The organism is Gammaproteobacteria bacterium (genome assembly GCA_013696315.1).
Classification (GTDB): Bacteria; Pseudomonadota; Gammaproteobacteria; order JACCYU01; family JACCYU01; genus JACCYU01.
In genome coordinates, this window is record JACCYU010000200.1 from 1 (window position 1) to 18,326 (window position 18,326).

The window sequence follows — 18,326 nt, forward strand, 5'->3', positions numbered from 1 at the left end:
GGCCGCCCCGTCAGCGCCTCGACAATCGTGACGGTGGCGCCGTCTACCGGCGCGCCGGTGGCGCTATCGAAGACAATGCCCAGCGGATCGACCAGCGCCCGCGCGATCGAAGTATCGACTTCGTCGAGCCAGGTATGACCGTTGCGGCACCGGTTGACACCATGGTCAGGTCGACCTTGTTGTCAACCACAAAGGTCGCGGCGTTTGAACTTGCCGGATCCTGGGGGACGGCGCCAATCGAGTAATTCAAGGTCGCCGTGTTGCTAATCGTGACGCCCGAGGCGGTGGCGGCCGCGTGAAGGCTGGTTGATGCGCCCCACAGTAATGCCGTGGCCGTTACCAGGCCGAGCAGCCTGGTTAGTGTACAAGATTTCATGTTGGTGACTCCCCTGGTTTGCATGTGCTGCTTTCGTTATCTGGTTTGCGTTATGTATTAATCATCTCGGTGGATACGCGATGCTTTATCCACCCTACGATCTTCTAATTGCGCACGTAGCGCGCGTAGGGTGGATTAAGCGGCGCAAGCCGCGAATCCACCAGGGCCGCCGCGTACCCAGCGGCGGCTATCGCAGCACCACGCGGAACTGCACGCTGCCCTTTTCACCCGGCGGCAAAACCGGCTCGTACGCCCAGCGGATGTGCGTGTATTCGGAAGGCCGCGCCACGCGCTGCTCTCCATTCTTGCCCGTGACCATCAACTCTTCCGGCGCGGCGAACGATTTACCACCATCGACCGAATAGGTGATTGCGGTATCGGCGCCGATCGCGGAATTAGCCTTGTAGCGCGTGTGCTCAGGCACCTGGTTGGTAATCACGATTTTGTCGGCTATGCGGTCACTCGTGTTGTTGTAGTAAGTGGTGTAGATCACTTCCTCGCCCGGAATCACGCTCTCGGCGGGCACGATCTCGGTGACGTCTACGCCGTCGGCCGTGGTGGTCACGACTTCTCTCTCCGCCACCGAAATGAGCTTGACGTTTGCCGCATCCGCCACGTTGGCGATTACCAGCGCCGACAACAACAAGGCGCATAGTGCGGCGAGGGTTTGCTTGACAGTGCTACGGTTATTCATCGTTTGCTCCTTTTCAGTCTATGGTTACATCGAAGGTAATGGCGTACGTGGCGGCGTCGGTCACTTCACCGAGATTCACGTTCACCGTGTCGGCAGCAAACCTGCCGGGGTCGTTATCCCTGGCATCGGTCTGGGGCGCCGTGTCTAGGCGGATGCTATTGGCGACGTAGGTCACATTGGCGGGAACTGGATCGGTGATCACCAGCGCGGCTACCGGAACGGCGGTGACATCCGCCTCGATCGTGTAGCGGATCGTAGCACCCGGTCGCGGCGTGCAAGGCGGCGTATCGCAACCGCGATCGTTGGCGATCACCGCGGCGCTTTTGGTCAGCGTGACGGGCGATGCCGTCAACGCGATCAGATAGCGGCCGACAGCGTCGCCGTCAGCGCTGGTCGCGCCCGCGACCGCTTCGATGCCACCATCACCCAGCCCCAGGAATCCGGTACCGGGCGCGCTGCCCGCCGCGCCCGTAGTCGTCGATAACGCGAGTAACTGGCTGCCACCGATCGCGCCCTTGGCCTGTTCGCCGGGAACGTTGTTCATTACGAAAACGGTGATTTCGTTCGCTCCGTTGGCGTCCAGCAGAGGATCGTTGCCTCCGGGTGAATACCCGGGATCGGTCGCGGCGCCGTCGAACAGACCATTGCCGTTGCTATCGAGAAAAATACGCGCGGTGTCGGGATCGAAATCATCGGTATCGAGCGCGCGATTATTTACCTGCAGCGAGAAGGCCTCGGCCCCGTTACCGATGTTGCTGACAAGGAAGGTGAGTACGCGATTGGTATCGGGCGAAGCGGTCTCTAGATCGGCCGCGTCCTGCCAGATTACGGCCACGTCGATAATCTCGGCGACACTGAACTGGTCGGTGCTGCTCGCGGTTCCGGGCTCGCCTTCTAATTCAAAGTCCACGGTAGCGGAATTGACGATCGAGGTACCGGCCGGTGTGCCTGCCGCGAACAACGGCTTGTACGCCGCCGCCACCACACATAACAAAACGAGGATACAGGGCGGCATCCGTAAACCGATCCGGTGGTGCGCGGGCGAATTCAACATCGCGGGGGCCGTTGCGATCGCGGCGGGTTCAGCTTGAGTTCGAGTAAGCGCTGCTTGCCTCAGCAGCGGGGGAACCGTTATGCACTGATAACGCCGCCGCGCACGCCCTTGAAAGCACCGCGGGGTCGATGCCGGCCGTGAAAACCGACTTGATGATTAACGATGTCCCCATGATTTTGCCCGTCTGTTATTTTTGCTATTGGCGTGCCGGCTCGTCGATGCGCAACTAACACGCGCACTCAAGGATGTGGCGACGTAGGCGGAAGTTAGGCGCGGATCACATCACGAACAACCACATACCGATAAAACGGCTCGAAACTGCCGATAAACGGTTACTCCGGAGCCGTTTTTGCGAGCAAATGCATGTTCGATTGAACAGAACTTGACGGCTCATACACCTGATGCGGCCGTTCGTCGGCATCAAACCGGACGTGTAATGCCGGAACACCCGGCGATCGCGTGATTCATGCCGCTGATCGTGATCTGGCCTGCCGCCGCGTGGCTTTGCGAATACGTGCGGCGCACAATCCGTCGGTCTCGGCCAGTGACACCGTGGGGGAAGCGCGCGCAATGGCTGCAAGCAAGGCTATAGAATCAATGCCCGGGAAGGCCCTCGACGGGAGTAAATCCGTGGTCAGCAACCAGGCCGCATCGATCCTGGCGCTGGACAACGCACGGTCCAGCCGTGATACGACGGCCAGCAACTGCAAGTCACGAGGCTACAGCGTGATTCTGGCGGACAGCGGCGAACAGGCGCTGGCGCTGGCGAAAGCGCACAGTCCGGACATGGTGCTGCTCGATGCGCGGCTGCCGGAAATAGATGGACTGCAAGTGCTCAAGGACCCTGCGCAAAACGCGCTCCGCCTCGCTGTTGCCCATCATTTTTATGACACAAGAGTCGAACAGCGATGAAATTGTGGCGGCGCTGGCCCTGGGCGCCAACGAGATTGTGTGAGCAAACCGCTGGACTTCGCGGTGCTGTTCGCGCGCGTCGAGGCACAGCTTGCGATGCGGCGCCAGGCGCATTCGCGCACGAAAAGCCTGCTCGCTATCAACAGAAAACTGCGCGCGGACCTGGACAAACGCGAACGCGCGGGGCAAACATCGCCCCCGGCCGAAGAGCCGCGTTACCGCCAATTTTATGATGACACGCCGTCCATGTTTTTTCCGTGGACAGCGGCGGCAAAATACTGTCGGTCAACGCGTTCGGCGCCACATACTTGGGCTACGGCGTCGCGGAACTGCTGCACCGGCCGGCGCATACGCTGGTCTGGGAACACGATCGCACGACTTTGGTGGAACGACTCGCAGCGTGCATCGCAACACCAGAAACTGTTCATCGCTGGGAAATCTGCAAGCTGCACAAGAATGGCCAACCCTTATGGGTTCGGGACATCGCGCGCGCGATGCCGGATGGTGAGGGACGCGTGAACATCCTGGTAGTAAGCGAAGATATCTCCGAGACGCATTACCTGGCTCAGCAACTGTCGCACCAGGCCAGCCACGACGAGCTGACGGGACTGGTGAACCGGCGCGAGTTCGAGCGGCGCCTGCAGCGGGTATTGAGGACCGCGCGTGAGGAACGCAGCAAGCACGCCCTGTGCTGTATCGATCTGGACAAATTCAAGATCATCAACGATACGTGCGGCCATGTAGCAGGCGATGAGTTATTGCGGCAGGTAGCCACCTTGTTGCAAAGAGGCGTGCGTAACCGCGACACGGTGGCGCGTCTGGGCGGCGACGAGTTCGGGGTTTTGATGGAGCACTGTTCATCGCAACAGGCGCGGCTGGTGGCGGATGGATTACGCGGGATCGTCGATCAATTCCGCTTCACGTGGGATAAGGTTCAGTTTCACGTCGGCGCGAGTATCGGTCTGGTACCCATCGACGGTACGATCGAGGATGCGTCCAGCGTGCTGAGCGCGGCGGACAGCGCGTGCTACGTCGCCAAGGACGCGGGGCGCAACCGGGTGCACGAGTATAGCGAGAGCGACACCCTGCTGGCGCGCCGCGACACCGAGATCCAGCGCGTGCTGAAGATCGACCGGGCGCTGGAAGAGAATCGATGGGTGTTGTTTTATCAACCGATCGTAGCACTTGACGGCTCGCAGGACGCCGGCGCGCACTACGAAATATTGATCCGCATGCGCGGCGACGACGGTATACCGACCCCCGCCTGAATGTTTATCGCGACTGCGGAGCGCTTTAACATGATCACCAGGATCGACCGCTGGGTGCTGAACACGACCTTCGGCTGGCTCGCCGCCCATCCCGCTCAGCTCGAACGTACTTCGCTGTGCGCCATCAATATCTCCGGTCACTCACTGGCTGACGAGGAATTCTGCGGCGCCGTGCTGCAACATTTCGAAGAGACTGGCGTGCCGTTCGAGAAAATCCGCTTCGAGATCACCGAGACGACCGCCATCGTGAATATGACCAAGGCCATTCGTTTTATGGCGGCTTTCAAAAAGCGAGGCTGCCGGTTCTCGCTGGACGATTTCGGCAGCGGGCTTTCGTCGTTTGCCTACCTTAAAAACCTGCCGGTGGATTATCTGAAAATCGACGGACAGTTCGTCAAGGACATCGTCGAGGATGTCACCGACCTCGAAATGGTGAAGTCGATCAACGGCATCGGGCACATGATGGGTAAAAAGACCATCGCCGAGTTTGTCGAGAATGAAATGATCTTCGCCAAGTTGCGCGAGATCGGCGTGGACTACGCGCAGGGCTATCACGTCGGCGCGCCGCGATTGCTGGACGAGTTTGTCTGAGCGCGAAACCCCGCCGCGTAGTGATGCAGGTTGGGTAAAGCGAAGCGTATCCACCGTCTTATTGATCTTTCCTGGTGGATTGCGCACACCATCCGTGGCGTGCGCCCTGGCGGGCCAGCAAGCGCTGTCCAAAATCTTTACAGAAGATTTTGTCGTCGCTGTGCTCCCCGGTATCGCGGTAAAGGGAAGGCTTAATCCACCCGGCTGGCCTCCAGCTATTGCTACGTAGCCGGGATAACGGCGTGGCGCCATTCTCGTGCCGCTGATCCTTGTGCGACCCGCGATCGCGTGGTTCTGCGAGGCTCTCCCGCTCCCATGTTGCTGACACGGCGTTGCTTATGAGATAGCTTGTTCCCGCCATGCACGCCGACCCTGTCGTCTTCACGATTTTCCTGATCTTCACCGGTGCGGCGGCGCTTGCTACCTTGGCGTTGTATGCGCGCCAGTCCATGCTGGTCGCTTACATCGTGCTGGGCATGTTGCTGGGGCCTTCGGGTGCGGGGCTGGTGGAGGACGCCGAGATGACCCGGCAGGTGGCCCAGATCGGCATCATGTTTCTGCTGTTTCTGCTGGGGCTGGATCTTTATCCGCAGAAGCTCATCGGCCTGTTCCGCGAGACGGTAGTGGTCACCGGCGTGAGCTCCGCCGTGTTCGCCGGAGTGGGTTTTGCGCTCGGCTGGGTGCTCGGCTTTGCAACGATGGAATGCCTGATTATCGGGGTGGCGCTGATGTTCTCCAGTACCATTATCGGTTTGAAATTACTGCCTACCACGGTGCTGCATCACAGGCACACCGGCGAGATCATCATCAGCGTACTGTTGCTGCAGGATCTGATTGCGATCATCGTGCTGCTGCTGTTGCAGGCGAGCGACCAGCGCGGCATGCCGCTGGTCGACATTTTGCTGGTATTGCTGTCGTTACCGGCGCTGGTGCTGGTTGCGTGGCTCGTCGAACGCTTTGTGGTGATGACCCTGGTGCGGCGCTTCGACAAGATCCACGAGTACATCTTTCTGCTCGCTATCGGCTGGTGTCTGGGTCTGGCGCAGCTCGCGGAAAGCGTGGGATTGTCGTACGAGATCGGCGCCTTTATCGCCGGCGTGCTGCTCGCGACCAGCCCTATCGCGCTTTACATCGCCGATTCGTTGAAGCCGCTGCGTGATTTCTTTTTGGTGATCTTCTTCTTCACCCTGGGCGCGCGCTTCGACGTGGCGATTCTGATGGAAGTGCTGCTGCCTGCGAGCCTGCTCGCCGGACTCATGTTGACCCTGAAACCGCTGACGTTCCGGTTTCTGCTGCGCCGCTCGGGCGAAGCATCGGGCCGCTCGCGCGAGGTGGGCGTGCGGCTGGGCCAGATCAGCGAGTTTTCACTGTTGATCGCCGTACTGGCGATGGAGCAGCGAATCATCGGCCATCAGGCGTCATACCTGATCCAGGTCGCCGCGCTGCTGACGTTTATGGTCTCGTCTTACGTGATCGTCATGCGCTACCCGACGCCGATCGCGATCTCGGACAAGCTGCGGCGGGACTGACCCCGCAAGTCGAGCGAGGCTACTGCGACATGCGCCGCGAATATGGATCCGTCAGGCGGCGATTGAGCCGCTGATCGAGCAATAACAGCAGGTTCTCAAGACGCTTGCTGCCGCGGCCGAAGGTGAGCTTTTCGCTCAACGGCCGCACGATGGTCATCTTGCGACGCCAGCCGACATTGCGGTAGCGGTGCCGGAAGTATTTGTCCTCGGTCAGATTCCATTTATCGCGCAGGTGTTTGAGGCTGGCCAGCTCCCTTTCGTTGCTCCAGCGCAGCATGTAGAACGACAGGTCGCCCAAATCGCGCGGCGGGCCGGGCACATACGTGACAACCGACGCCGGCTCGAACCACACGCTGCCACCGGCCTGCGTGACCAGCATGCAGAAGTCTACGTGTTCTTTCGTGTTCAGCAGTTGCTCGTCCAGCGGGCCGGTCTCGTCCAATATGCTCGCACGCACCAGCATGCAGTGAAACTCGGCGAGCCCGGTCTTTTGACGCTTGAGATCCGCGCGCAAACCCGCTACCGAGCGACCTTGACTGTAAATCTTCTCGACGATATGCCGCGTGCTTTGGCCGTTCTCATGTTTGATCTCCACCCCGGATTCGCCGCCGGCGCAATGGATTCTTTCATGCACCGGCTTGTGCTGGCAGGTGAGCGGTCCGACGACCGCCGCGCCGGTTTCCTCGGCGCATTCGATCAGCGTCTCCAGCCAGCGCGGCGAAACGATCACGTCGTTGTCTATAAACACCACATATTCGCCGCGCGCTTCGAGCAGCCCCAGGGTGCGCGCGCGATTGGGCGACAGATACGACTCGGTGCGCAGCAGGTGAAAGCCTTTCTCGCGAGCCTGTGTCTGCAGATAACGCTGCACGCGCGCGGGCGATCCACCATCGACGTATACGAGACTGAAGGGCATGGTGGTGTGCTGATAAATGCTTTCCAGCGACTCGGCCGCGCAACTGAAGCGCTCGCGCGGCACGACGATGATCGTTACATGGGGATCGGAGAAAGATTCGGCAGTGTTCATGTGGCTTCCTTGTAGTTACAGTTCAAAATCATTTCGCGCAAAGCGCACGTCAGGTGAGCGCTTTGCGATAGATGTTGACGAGTTCGTCGTTCAGCGCGTGCAGGTTATAGTGCGCATCGATATAGGCGCGGCCCGCACGGCCCATGCGCGTCCATATATCACGGTGGTTCGCGAGATAATCCAGCTTGTCCGCAATGGCGTCGGCATCGCGCTCCGGTACGAGCAGGCCGGACATGCCATCCTGAACCAGCTCCGGAATGCCGCCATGCCAGGTGGCGATCACGGGCAATTCCAGCGCCATCGCTTCTTTCAGCGTGTTGATGGGCGCATCCTGATTGCCGTCCACGCCGGTGACGCTGGGGCCTAGAAACACATCCGCGTCGCGCAAAATATCGATGATCTGCTGGTGGTTTCGCCAGCTCAGCATGGTGACCGAATCACTCAATCGCAACTCACTGATCAGCCGTCGCAGCGGTTCCCACAGCGGCCCGTCGCCGACGATCGCGTATGTGACATCGATGTCCGATCGCGCCGCCGCGAATTCCGCGACCGCGCGTAGAGCGTACTCGATGCCCTTCTTCTCGACCAGGCGGCCAATGGTGACCAGGCGGAGGCCGTTGTCGCGGCGGCCGACCCAATTTCCGGGCGTGAATCTGGTGCAATCAATGCCCGAAGGCAACACGGCGAGCCTGGCGGGATCGCAACCCAGCTTGAGCAGGCGACGCTCGAAAAACCTACAATTCGTAATGAACATCGAACCGATTTTGAACAGATTTTCGTACACGCGGTTGCCGTGCGTTCGCACGTACTGACTGATGTCGTGACCCCTAAAAGTGGTAATGAGTTTTCCGCGGATGGCGCCCAGGCGATGCAATTTCAGGCCGGTGAGACCAATCGTGCCGAACTGGCAGTGCACGATGTCGTGCGACTTACCGAGCAGCGGCGCCGCCACATAAAGAAGCTGCAACAGGTTCGTGCCCTCGCCCAGCAAAACCGCTTTTGACCAGCGCCAGCAGAACTTTGGATTACGGCGGAAGTTCGCCATTAACAGGCCACACGCCTTCAGCGCGCGTAGCCAGCGATTCTCGGGAACAGTGATCGCGCGATGTGTGCGATCGAGCAGGCGGCACCGCTCCACGTCACGATGCAGCAGCTCGGACACGCCCGGTTGGCGTTTATGCAGGGTGTAAACATCGATTTTGTGCCCGCGTTCGATCAAGCCGACGACCTGATTGATAACGAAGGATTCCGACAGAAGCGGAAAATCGTTTACCAGAAAGGCCACGGACAACGGCTTGACGTTGCTGGCCGAGGCAGGTTCGCGCGCCGTGGCGGGGAAACGCACGGGCATCTTATTGCGGCCGGTATCGAAGCTGGTGCGTTGAGGCCCCAGCGCGAGGAGCGCGAGCAGATTCATGCAATTGTCTTCCTGGTCGATCCACGCACATCCACATCAGGCATCCGGTGTCATGCGGGGTTACGATGCGCCCGCTGCCGCGTCGGGACGCTCATAAGCAACGACCGCAGCATTGTCTGATCACGAACCTGCTGGCCTGCATTAATTATGCCCTTCGTTCTGAATGAGGCGCCACACCCACCGCGATAGTGGCATCGCCTACAGAAACAAGGGCATAGCGGCATCGCCCGCAGAAACAAGGCGCGGAAATCGAGCGTTAAGGTATCCTGCTATGAGCAGTGTCGGCGAGTTTGGTCAATGGATAAGCGGCGCGGTACGCCACGCCGTCTGGATTCTGGACTAGGTGTCCGATACCCGGACGATGCGTTTGTATATCAGACGTTCGATCGCGATACCGTTGGCGAAGCGATCACTGGTGCGGTCAGAAAATCAACCTTCCGCGCCGCCACGTCACATGAACGATCACATCAACAGATTCGTCGTAACGAAGCGGGCCCGGCGTATGCTTGCGGAAATCGTATCCCGGTACACGGCCGTCGCCGTGCGAGTCGCGATCACGGCTGGCTTTGCGCACAGCTGTATAGGTGCGCGCGCGCATCCAGACGCCGCCACCAACCATTGACCTCGGAATCCCAGAATGTCGCAGGCGTGAGACCCCGATGATCGAACCCGTCCTGAGTATTATCATCCCCACCTGGAACCGTCCGGCTCTGCTGTTGCGCGCGGTGGAGAGCGGTGGCGCAGTCGCGCGGGGACGTCGAGGTGGTGGTCGTCGACGATGCGTCCGATCCGCCCGTCAGACTGGCGCCGCATCGCCGGCTCAAGCTGATACGGCTGGACGCGAACCGCGGCCACGCCGCCGCGCGCAACATAGGCGCGCGCGCAGCCGCCGGCGCGTGGCTGACGTTTCTGGATGATGACGATCAGCTCCTACCCGACATGGTGGCGGTTTCGCTGGAGGCCGCCACCTCATCTTCGCTGTCGCCGCCGGTCGCCGTCACTACCGGTCTGCAATGGGTGGGCGCGAACGGCGAGGTGGTCGCGACACGCCGCCCCCCCTACGCGTGCGCGCGGGCAGTGTTACTTTCTGGAGCCGCTGGAGCGTGGCTGCTCGTACCTGGCCAAGCAAACGCTGGTCGTTCCGAAAGACGTCTTCTGGGCGGTAGGCGGCTGGGATGAGAGCTTCCGCTCAAGAGTGACGTCCGAGTTTTTTCTAAGGCTCAACCCGATGTGTTCGATTCTCGGCGTGCCGACGGTGACCTATAAATTGACCCGACACGCTGGCGCGCGCGTGTCGGGTGATCCGGCGTTGCGCACAAAGAGCTACCAGCAGTTTCTCGCCAAGCATCGCAAGCTGTTCGAAGCGCATCCGGTGCAGTATGCCGATTTCGTGTACGCACACGCGCTGCGCTCGTTTCGGCAGCAGCCCATGATCGGATTCAGCGCACTGATACACGCGGCGAGGCTGGCGCCGCGCCGCACTTTACGGCGCACGGTCAGGAGAGTACGGGCATCGCTATTCTCCAGAGCCAGGCGCGAGAAGTCGATGTGAGAAAAGGCGTGCGCCCACGGCCAGCGACAGGTTGGCCGTAACAGTCTAGCAGCTTGGAACCATCCCACATTTTCAGGCAAGTTTCCGGTAAACGCGTCCTGGCAATCGCCTGGCTCTGCCCCATATCGCGCGGCGCGCCTGCCTCGGCGAGATAGACTATGGTGCGCAAGGCAAAGTGCACCTCGCCGCTAGCGTCCGCCCAGCGGCCGTGCAGCGCGCGCAGATCGGCGATAAGTTGCCGGTGCGCCTGGCCTTCGCGCGGCACGTAGGATTTGCTCTGCGCGTATCCGATCAGACCGGGTAGATCCAGCGCCCGGCTGTGCGGGACCTTGTGCCGCCGTACGTGATCGAAGCGCGGGTCGGACATGAGCGACTGCACGGGCGCGCGATGCTTGTTCCCCGGCGCGGCGCCTGGCCTGGCCTTACTCACGATGCGCCGGAAGTCAGCGAGAAATTCGTCGTCCGGAACATTGCGATTCCAGGCTACCGCCAGCCGACCGCCGGGTTTCAGCATACGGCGGCACTCGCCAAGCGTCGCCCCTGGCTTGAACCAGTGGAACGCCTGAAAGCAGGTGACCAGATCGACAGATGCCTTGGACAGCGGCGTATGTTCGGCGGCGGCGTCGCGAAATATGACCCGCGCGTGCGGCTCGGCGGCTTCCCGCATCGAGGCGCTGGGCTCCACCGCGGTGACGCGCGCGCCGCGGTCGGCCAATAGACGCGAGCCGATGCCGGTACCCGCACCAACGTCGGCGACGACGAGCCGCGCGGGATCGCCTAGCCCGCGCGGAATCAAATCTATCGCCGCGTGTGGATAATCGGGCCGCGCGTAGGCGTAATCCGCGCCGCGCCCCTTGTAGTCAGCATGCGGCGCGGCCAGTTTGCGTAACGAGTCATTCATAAGCTGGCAATGTAAGTTAGAAGTGGCATCGATCGATACCGGTTGCGGATGCGCTCGCGTCGCGTGTAGCTGCGCGATGTGCGCGCCGATACGGCGCGCGAGCGCCAGTATGGTAAAGGTCGGCGAATAGGCGTGCGCGGTGGCGAACGCGGCGCTGCTCGCCACGAACAGATTGTCGGTACCGAACACTTGCAGTCGGCGTCGACCACGCCTGAGGAAGCATCCGCCGCCATGCGCGTAGTGCCCATGTGATGCGATGCGTCCATCATGTCGTCCAGGCGCAGCGGTTTCGTCCCGAAATCCAGTTCGCCAAGGCCGATGGCCGCGAACGATTTTTTCAGTTCGCGCAGTAGCAACTCCAGCCCGGTATGGTCCTGTGGTGTGAAACGCCAGTCAACCACCAGCCGTGGCATATCCAGCACATCCCGCTCCGCGCCGAGATACACACGGCTGTCCGGACCGGGCAGTTGCTCGACACCCAGTTTCGAAGCGAAGTGCGTGGTGGCGCCCGCGCGGGACGCCTTGTCCGGGCGCAGGTACACGGCGTGATTGGGCAGCGCTAACGCGCGCTGCTGCTGCTCCGAAAACGCGATACTGATACCGAAGCGGGGTCGCGGCTGAGTCTGCAATCCCTCGATCACATGGTCGATTGCCGGACCCGGCCGCAGCTTCGCTTGCATATCCTTGGGATGATCCATGTAGAAGCGCCCTACCTGGTCGCGCGCGTTGCCCACACCGGCCGGCAGCTGACGGCTGGAGGCCAGCAGCAGCCGCGGCGCCTCGAGCCCGCCGGTGGACAGCACGAACTGCGCAGCGTGTACGCTAAAGCTGCGTCGATCCAGCGACTGAAAGTGAATGGCGCGCACGTGTTCGAGGTCGTCCTCCAGCACGATCTCGCTCGCGTTCGCGCCAAGTACGACTTCGACCGCTGGTGAGCGCTTCAACTCCTGAAAAAAGCGCGTGCCGGAGCGCGTCGGAGTCCTTTCCCAGTAAAACAGGTGCGGCTCCAGCCCGGCCGGCGCCAGCAGGTTTCGCGCGTTGCGCATGAGCATGCCGCCGGATGCCGCATCGAAGTCGCCGAAACCGTAATCCTCCGCGGTCTCCCGATAAAAAGGAAGCAGGTCATCGATCTCAATCGGCCAGCCACTGTACGGAATCCACGGCCGCTGCTTAAAATCCCACGAATCGAACCGGCGCCATTTGCCGGTCCATACGTTGGTGGTGCCGCCAAATTGTCGGATGCGACAATAACCCCGGTACATGGGCGGCAGATACGCGCTGATGTCGCTGTCGGTTTCGTGCGTGCGCAACGGTTTGCCGGCAAACGATACCCGCGCAAGTTCCTGGATAGCGGGGTCGAACTCGAGACGGCCGCTCTCTAGTAGCACCACGCGCACGCCGCGACGGGCGAGATAACGCGCGATGTCGATGCCCGCCAGACCCGCGCCCACTACGGCTACGTCGGCCCGCAATACTTCGCCGTCTTTGAGTGTGGCGATATTCCGTATCATGTCAGTACCGGTCGTTGTGGTTGCGGGCGCAGCGTGCCGATCAAGCTCACCGCAACGCTATTTGATGACCACCGCATGCAAGGTCGCGGGCATGAAGGCGTCCGTTATTCTTTGCGGGCCGCGACCCGAAACGCTGTCGTACTGGCGGATCATGAACACATCCATCCACGGCACCACGTGATACAAAAGCTCGATCACGGGCCGGAATAGTGGGAACACGTCACACTGCAGATTGATCCGTTGCAACAGTATTGCGATGGTCTGAAACGGACGGCTCGATCCACGCAGCACCTCGAAGCGCGCCCATTCACGGAACAGCAGCCGGAAGCCGTGCGCCGTAAAGTGGAAGAAGTTGTCGGGGGCGCTGTGCGTGGGGAATACGGCGCTGGCGGAAATGATTAGACGCCCGTGCGGCTTAAGGATGCGCCGGAATTCGTCGATGATCCTCTGTGGGTCGGGCACGTGCTCCAGCAGCCCGGTACACAGGACGATCTCGAAACTCTGGTCGCCGATGAAGCTGAGATCCTGAAAATAAGCATCCGTGTAGAGGTTGGCCGGTTTGTCCTCGCGCTTGCTGACCACGTAGGCATTCGGGAAAAAACGCTTGTGGTTGACGTCGTTGGAGTGCACCACCAATGCGTACGCCTCCGAGGCTTGTTCACCGCACAGACGCGCGAGGCTGGCCCGCGAGATGCGGCGTCTGCTAAACGAGAAGCGGCAAAGGCGCCGCCATAGTTTGCCCCTCCGCATCACGCGTTCACGCGTTCACGCGCTTATATTCCCGTGAATCATCGCGTGCAGTTTGTGTACACCCTTTGGCATTTTTATGAACGAGGCGACATCGCACGTTGACACTGCGAGTTTCCGACGGCTCCACAGCTTCGCGCTGGGCAAACGGCGCGCGCCATTCATGTAGCCGACCCTTCAAGGATCGCCTGGCCGCCAGATGCCGAACGCTTCACCGGCCGAAGGCCGCGAATCCTGCTGGCCTTCGAGATCCTCCAGCACGTGGCGCGCGAGCGCGTTCAACTGCTCGAGCGCGTCGCGCCTGGCCGCCGCAGGCATGTTCGTCTTGGCCAGCGCATAGCCCATGATGGCGCTTAAGTACTGCATGGCCACCAACGGATCGCTGGCGCGCGGGTCGGCGCTGACCAGCGCCTCCTGCACGGCGTCGATGAGCGGCTGAGAAAGTTTAAGCTGATCCACGATTGCTCCTGAACTGGCTGGGTAACACGTACGCAAGGCGGCGTGTTTCCCATGCTAAATGACGGCCTGACCCCCGCGAGAACGCCTGCGCCGGAATGCTGGGCTGCGGTGGTTGCTACAGAATCACCGGCGCGTCCGGCAGTTCGTTGTGATCGCCACCGCGCGCCGGGTAATGCCGCGCCAGATGAGAACTGACTGCCTGTATGCCGGTTCGGATGCCCTCTTCGAACCGACCTGCCCGCAATCTCCATTCAATTTCCGTGCAAACCGCCTGCCAGCCTGCCGCGCCCACGCGCGCGTCGATGCCGCGGTCGGCGACGATTTCGACGTCGTGATCGGCCAGCAGTAAATAAATGAGCACACCGTTATTGTGTTCGGTGTCCCATACGCGCAGGTCGGAGAACACCTCGATCGCGCGCGCGCGCGCGCTCTGCCCACGCAACAGCGCCTCGATGTCGAGCCCGGCTTCCATTGCGAAGCGAATCTCGCCTTGGTGCGATACCTCGCTCGTGCGAATATCCGCTTCGATCGCCTGCATCGTGTGCGGCGGGAACACGCGGCGCACCTGCCAGGCGCCGCTGAACAAATGCCTAAGCCAGCGCATGGTTCACCATCTTCCCGAGGCGCCGCCGCCGCCAAAACCACCACCTCCGCCGCCAAAGGCGCCGCCGCGGCCCAGCCCGCCGCCGAGACCACCGCCTCCGAAGCCGCCGCTCGAATAATATCCGCCGCGGCTGAAGCCGCGCCCGCCACCCAGACCGCTGAACATCAGCATGGCGAATATGGCCAGGGCGGAGAGCACGGCGGCGCCCACACCTGCCAGCAACCACGCTACACTTGCCGCGACCGCCGCGGTGCCAAGCGCTGCCGGCAGGCTGCCGATCAGGCCGCGAAACATCTGACCGATCATAAACGCGAAGAACACCACACCCGGCAGGATGGAACTCGAGCCGCCGCCGTCGTCGTTCGACGCGCCTGGCGCGGGGAGCGGCAACGGCTCGCCTTTTATCACCTTCATCATCGCGCGCACACCGGCCTGGATGCCGCCGAAGAAATCGCCGTCCCGGAAATGCGGCGTGATGATCTCGGCGATGATGCGCTTGGACGTCGCGTCGGTCAGCGCACCTTCCAGACCATAGCCCACTTCTATGCGCAGGGTGCGATCGGCTTTCGCGACCAGCAGAAGCGCGCCGTCGTCAACGTCTTCCCTCCCAAGCTTCCATTGCTCGACGACTCGTATCGAATACTGCTCGATCTCCTCGGGCTGGGTGGTGGGAACGAGCAGCACGGCAATCTGGCTGCCCTGCTTTTTCTCAAACACGGCCAGCGTCTGTTCGAGTTCCGTCTTTTGCCGCGCCGACAGCGTCTCCGTCAAATCCGTAACCCGCGCCGCTAGCGCCGGCACCGGAACCTGCGCAAACGCCGCGCCCGCAAACAGCAGGCACCAACAGGTCGCAAGCCACAAACCGGCTGCCCGTGCGTGCTTCAACGTGTGTGGCACTATTGCGCGCCCTGTCCCGCCGGGCTCGAAAAATCCACGGTGGGCGGCTGCGAAATCGCTTCTTCGTTCTCCACGGTAAAGCTCGGCTTGGTGTCGTGACCGAACACCATCGCGGTCAGATTGCTGGGGAAGGAACGTACGGTAACGTTGTAATTCCGCACCGCCTCGATATAACGGTTGCGCGCGACAGTGATGCGATTTTCGGTGCCTTCCAGTTGCGCCTGCAGATCGCGGAACAGCGAACTGGAGCGTAGTTGTGGATAGTTCTCCGAGACCACCAGCAGTCGCGACAGCGCGCCCGATAACTCGCCCTGCGCCTGCTGGAAACTCGCGAACGCCTGTTCGTCCTCGATCAGTTCCGGCGTGGCCTGAATGGAACCGACCCGGGCCCGCGCGTTGGTGACTTCGGTCAGCACCTCGCGCTCCTGGCTGGCGAAGGCCTTTACAGTGTTGACCAGGTTGGGCACCAGATCGGCGCGGCGCTGATACTGATTCAACACCTCGGCCCAGGCCGCCTTGATCTGCTCGTCGCCGGATTGCAGCATATTGTAGCCACAACCGCTCAAGCTCAGGATCAGGACCAACGCAATGTAGAATTTACGCATCGAAGCGCCTCTTGTGGTATGGAATACGATAGAGTCTTGCATAAGCACTTAACGAAAAAGCTGTCATCCTGAGTACAGCGAAGAATCTCGGAGTGAAGCATCTGGTTTCGGGAACAGGAGATCCTTCGGCCAGAATTTACCCTTGAACAAGTGAAGGGGCCTCAGAATGACAACCTGCCGACCTGTTAACCATTTATGCATTAGTCAACAAAGTGTGCTCCGCGGCGCACCGCGTTTAAAGTGCTGTCACGAGGTAGGTTTGTCACGCTCGCGGTTGGCCGCCCGCAGTTGCGCGAGCTTCTCCCCGATTCTGATTTCCAGTCCGCGGTCGACCGGGTAATAAAAACGCTGCCCGGTCAACTCATCCGGAAAGTAATTTTCGCCCGCGGCGAAGCCTTGAGCCTCGTCGTGCGCGTAGCGGTAATCCTTGCCGTGTCCCAGCGACTTCATCAGCCGCGTGGGCGCGTTGCGCAAATGCGGCGGTACTTCCAGACTGCCGGACTCGCGCGCCGCCTGCGTGGCCGCCTTGAACGCCGCGTACACGGCATTGCTCTTGGGCGCGCAGGCAAGATACACGATCGCCTGCGCGATGGCGAGTTCGCCTTCGGGACTGCCCAGACGTTCATACGTATCCCAGGCATTCAGCGCGAGCTGCAGGCCGCGCGGATCGGCATTGCCAATATCCTCCGAGCCGATGCGCGTAACCCGACGCGCGATGTACAGCGGATCGCAGCCGCCGTCCAGCATGCGGCAAAGCCAGTAGAGCGCCGCGTCCGGATCGGAGCCGCGCACCGATTTATGCAGCGCGGAGATCTGATCGTAGAAGATGTCGCCGCCTTTGTCGAAGCGACGCAGGCCCTGACGCGTGACCTCGGTGATGGTGTCCGTATCGATCACCGCGCGTCCGTCGATCTCAGTCGCAAGATCGGCCGCAACCTCCAGCAAATTAAGCGCGCGCCGCGCATCGCCATCGGCGGCCCGAGCCAGGGTGTCGCGCAGCTCCGGCGCCAGTTCGAGATGCCGCTGGCCCAGCCCGCGCTCGCTATCGTCAAGCGCCTGATCGATCAGCGCGCGGATGTCCGCCACGCCCAGGGGCTTGAGGACGTAGGTTCGCACCCTCGACAGCAGCGCGTTGTTCAGCTCGAACGACGGGTTCTCGGTGGTCGCGCCGATGAAATAAATGGTGCCGTCTTCCACGTGCGGCAGGAACGCGTCCTGCTGCGACTTGTTGAAGCGATGCACCTCGTCGACGAACAGTACCGTCGCGCGCCGCTCGTCAGCCCGCGTGCGGCGCGCCTCATCGATGGCCGCGCGGATGTCCTTAACACCGGAGAGCACCGCAGAGATGCTCAAAAAAAGCGCGCCCGAGGCGCCCGTAATCAGCCGTGCCAGGGTAGTCTTGCCGGTGCCGGGCGGACCCCAGAACACCATCGAGTGAAGCCGATCTTCTTCGATCGCGCGGCGCAGCGGCTTGCCTGGCGCCATGACATGCGCCTGTCCGACGAACTCCACCACGGTGCGCGGCCGCATGCGATCGGCCAGCGGCGGATAGCTCTGGGCGCTCATCTAGCTCGGGCGAGGGATACGGCTGATTGCCGGGAACTTCAGCGCTGGATGCACCAGAATGCGCCGATTTCGCCTACAAGCCGCCAACGGCATCGATGACATCTGTCCCCTCCGGTGGCTCGAACTCAAAGCGCGCGGGATCGATCTCGATGTTGGTGCGCACGTTATCGAGGCGGATCACGGTGGTTTGTTCGAACTGGTCGTGCAGGATCATGCGACGGATGCCGCTGTCATCCAGGCCTAAGCGGATGCGGTTGAATTCGATGTCCTGCACGCGGGGCGCGAGCTGCACCCATTCCAGACCATCGCGCTCGCCGGTCTCCCTGATGTTGAACTGTTCTTTTAACGGCCGCTCGCCTATCAGCAACGCGATCGGCGCCGCGCCCAAGGCGTCTTTCAACGACTTGACGGTGGCCTGTTCGAGCGCTTCGTCGTAAATCCACAGCCGCTCGCCGTCCGCCAGAATCAGTTGCCCTTGCTCGTACTCCCAGCGAAAGCGGCCCGGACGCATGAGTAGCACGGTGCCGCTGGATTGCGCCACCTGCTCGCCGTCCTCGCCCAGCACCAGTTGCGTGAACTTTGCGTCCAGAGTACGGACGTCGCTGAAAAAGCGCGC

Annotated in this window: 18 protein-coding genes and 2 pseudogenes; 5 read left to right on the forward strand and 15 right to left on the reverse strand. The window is 61.5% G+C overall.

Features of this window, described 5'->3' with window-relative positions:
- Positions 1 to 43 precede the first annotated feature (43 nt).
- From H0V34_11610 to H0V34_11620, 3 genes are all read right to left on the reverse strand, one after another.
- On the reverse strand, positions 44 to 376 hold the full coding sequence (locus H0V34_11610) for a hypothetical protein (protein MBA2492307.1): 333 nt from the start codon (positions 374 to 376) through the stop codon (positions 44 to 46).
- Between the two features lie 187 nt (positions 377 to 563).
- Positions 564 to 1,070, reverse strand: a complete 507-nt coding sequence (locus H0V34_11615; protein ID MBA2492308.1) for a hypothetical protein — start codon at positions 1,068 to 1,070, stop codon at positions 564 to 566.
- 13 nt (positions 1,071 to 1,083) lie between these two features.
- Positions 1,084 to 2,124, reverse strand: coding sequence for a hypothetical protein (locus H0V34_11620; protein ID MBA2492309.1), 1,041 nt, complete (start codon positions 2,122 to 2,124; stop codon positions 1,084 to 1,086).
- A gap of 597 nt (positions 2,125 to 2,721) precedes the next feature.
- On the opposite strand from H0V34_11620, the gene H0V34_11625 reads away from it, so the two are divergent.
- The 4 genes from H0V34_11625 to H0V34_11640 all read left to right on the forward strand — a co-directional run bounded on the left by H0V34_11625 (position 2,722) and on the right by H0V34_11640 (position 6,424).
- Positions 2,722 to 3,036, forward strand: coding sequence for a response regulator (locus tag H0V34_11625; GenBank protein MBA2492310.1), 315 nt, complete (start codon positions 2,722 to 2,724; stop codon positions 3,034 to 3,036).
- Between the two features lie 257 nt (positions 3,037 to 3,293).
- Positions 3,294 to 4,304 (forward strand): diguanylate cyclase, encoded by a 1,011-nt coding sequence (locus tag H0V34_11630; GenBank protein ID MBA2492311.1) that lies wholly within the window; start codon positions 3,294 to 3,296, stop codon positions 4,302 to 4,304.
- 30 nt (positions 4,305 to 4,334) lie between these two features.
- A complete protein-coding gene (locus tag H0V34_11635) occupies positions 4,335 to 4,895 on the forward strand; it encodes an EAL domain-containing protein (GenBank protein MBA2492312.1) in 561 nt (186 codons plus the stop codon).
- 359 nt (positions 4,896 to 5,254) lie between these two features.
- Positions 5,255 to 6,424: a cation:proton antiporter gene (locus H0V34_11640; protein MBA2492313.1), complete on the forward strand. Its 1,170-nt coding sequence runs from the start codon at positions 5,255 to 5,257 to the stop codon at positions 6,422 to 6,424.
- A gap of 19 nt (positions 6,425 to 6,443) precedes the next feature.
- Here H0V34_11640 and H0V34_11645 read toward each other — a convergent pair whose 3' ends face one another.
- From H0V34_11645 to H0V34_11655, 3 genes are all read right to left on the reverse strand, one after another.
- The gene (locus H0V34_11645; GenBank protein MBA2492314.1) at positions 6,444 to 7,451 is read right to left on the reverse strand and encodes a glycosyltransferase family 2 protein; all 1,008 of its coding nucleotides are present in this window, start codon (positions 7,449 to 7,451) and stop codon (positions 6,444 to 6,446) included.
- A gap of 49 nt (positions 7,452 to 7,500) precedes the next feature.
- Positions 7,501 to 8,742, reverse strand: a complete 1,242-nt coding sequence (locus tag H0V34_11650) for a glycosyltransferase (GenBank protein MBA2492315.1) — start codon at positions 8,740 to 8,742, stop codon at positions 7,501 to 7,503.
- A gap of 547 nt (positions 8,743 to 9,289) precedes the next feature.
- Entirely contained in the window at positions 9,290 to 9,466 is a 177-nt protein-coding gene (locus H0V34_11655; GenBank protein MBA2492316.1) for a hypothetical protein, read from the reverse strand.
- Positions 9,467 to 9,527: 61 nt separating this feature from the next.
- On the opposite strand from H0V34_11655, the pseudogene H0V34_11660 reads away from it, so the two are divergent.
- A pseudogene (locus H0V34_11660) lies at positions 9,528 to 10,420 on the forward strand (glycosyltransferase).
- Here the strand turns inward: H0V34_11660 and H0V34_11665 are convergent.
- The 9 genes and pseudogenes from H0V34_11665 to lolA form a co-directional block, all read right to left on the reverse strand.
- Positions 10,365 to 11,486 carry a class I SAM-dependent methyltransferase gene (locus H0V34_11665; GenBank protein ID MBA2492317.1) on the reverse strand — a complete coding sequence of 374 codons (1,122 nt, stop codon included), beginning with the start codon at positions 11,484 to 11,486 and terminating at the stop codon, positions 10,365 to 10,367. The pseudogene H0V34_11660 and the gene H0V34_11665 overlap by 56 nt on opposite strands.
- Positions 11,409 to 11,714: pseudogene (locus H0V34_11670) on the reverse strand (hypothetical protein). Before H0V34_11670 ends, H0V34_11665 begins: the two are co-directional and overlap by 78 nt.
- Before the next feature lie 1,175 nt (positions 11,715 to 12,889).
- Positions 12,890 to 13,582, reverse strand: coding sequence for a class I SAM-dependent methyltransferase (locus tag H0V34_11675; protein ID MBA2492318.1), 693 nt, complete (start codon positions 13,580 to 13,582; stop codon positions 12,890 to 12,892).
- Between the two features lie 174 nt (positions 13,583 to 13,756).
- Positions 13,757 to 14,041, reverse strand: coding sequence for a hypothetical protein (locus tag H0V34_11680; protein MBA2492319.1), 285 nt, complete (start codon positions 14,039 to 14,041; stop codon positions 13,757 to 13,759).
- 112 nt (positions 14,042 to 14,153) lie between these two features.
- Entirely contained in the window at positions 14,154 to 14,642 is a 489-nt protein-coding gene (locus H0V34_11685; GenBank protein ID MBA2492320.1) for a TPM domain-containing protein, read from the reverse strand.
- A 3-nt stretch (positions 14,643 to 14,645) separates the two neighbouring features.
- The gene (locus H0V34_11690; GenBank protein MBA2492321.1) at positions 14,646 to 15,503 is read right to left on the reverse strand and encodes a YgcG family protein; all 858 of its coding nucleotides are present in this window, start codon (positions 15,501 to 15,503) and stop codon (positions 14,646 to 14,648) included.
- A gap of 35 nt (positions 15,504 to 15,538) precedes the next feature.
- On the reverse strand, positions 15,539 to 16,144 hold the full coding sequence (locus tag H0V34_11695) for a LemA family protein (GenBank protein MBA2492322.1): 606 nt from the start codon (positions 16,142 to 16,144) through the stop codon (positions 15,539 to 15,541).
- Between the two features lie 246 nt (positions 16,145 to 16,390).
- A complete protein-coding gene (locus H0V34_11700; GenBank protein ID MBA2492323.1) occupies positions 16,391 to 17,710 on the reverse strand; it encodes a replication-associated recombination protein A in 1,320 nt (439 codons plus the stop codon).
- Between the two features lie 73 nt (positions 17,711 to 17,783).
- Positions 17,784 to 18,326 (reverse strand): outer membrane lipoprotein chaperone LolA (lolA, locus tag H0V34_11705; GenBank protein ID MBA2492324.1); only part of this gene is annotated, 543 nt, incomplete at its 5' end.

Coding starts and splice junctions, on each gene's coding strand:
- H0V34_11610 (MBA2492307.1), bottom strand. CDS start 376: ATGAAATCTTGTACACTAACCAGGCTGCTCGGCCTGGTAACGGCCACG.
- H0V34_11615 (MBA2492308.1), bottom strand. CDS start 1,070: ATGAATAACCGTAGCACTGTCAAGCAAACCCTCGCCGCACTATGCGCC.
- H0V34_11620 (MBA2492309.1), bottom strand. CDS start 2,124: ATGTTGAATTCGCCCGCGCACCACCGGATCGGTTTACGGATGCCGCCC.
- H0V34_11625 (MBA2492310.1), top strand. CDS start 2,722: ATGCCCGGGAAGGCCCTCGACGGGAGTAAATCCGTGGTCAGCAACCAG.
- H0V34_11635 (MBA2492312.1), top strand. CDS start 4,335: ATGATCACCAGGATCGACCGCTGGGTGCTGAACACGACCTTCGGCTGG.
- H0V34_11640 (MBA2492313.1), top strand. CDS start 5,255: ATGCACGCCGACCCTGTCGTCTTCACGATTTTCCTGATCTTCACCGGT.
- H0V34_11645 (MBA2492314.1), bottom strand. CDS start 7,451: ATGAACACTGCCGAATCTTTCTCCGATCCCCATGTAACGATCATCGTC.
- H0V34_11655 (MBA2492316.1), bottom strand. CDS start 9,466: ATGCGCGCGCGCACCTATACAGCTGTGCGCAAAGCCAGCCGTGATCGC.
- H0V34_11675 (MBA2492318.1), bottom strand. CDS start 13,582: ATGCGGAGGGGCAAACTATGGCGGCGCCTTTGCCGCTTCTCGTTTAGC.
- H0V34_11685 (MBA2492320.1), bottom strand. CDS start 14,642: ATGCGCTGGCTTAGGCATTTGTTCAGCGGCGCCTGGCAGGTGCGCCGC.
- H0V34_11695 (MBA2492322.1), bottom strand. CDS start 16,144: ATGCGTAAATTCTACATTGCGTTGGTCCTGATCCTGAGCTTGAGCGGT.
- H0V34_11700 (MBA2492323.1), bottom strand. CDS start 17,710: ATGAGCGCCCAGAGCTATCCGCCGCTGGCCGATCGCATGCGGCCGCGC.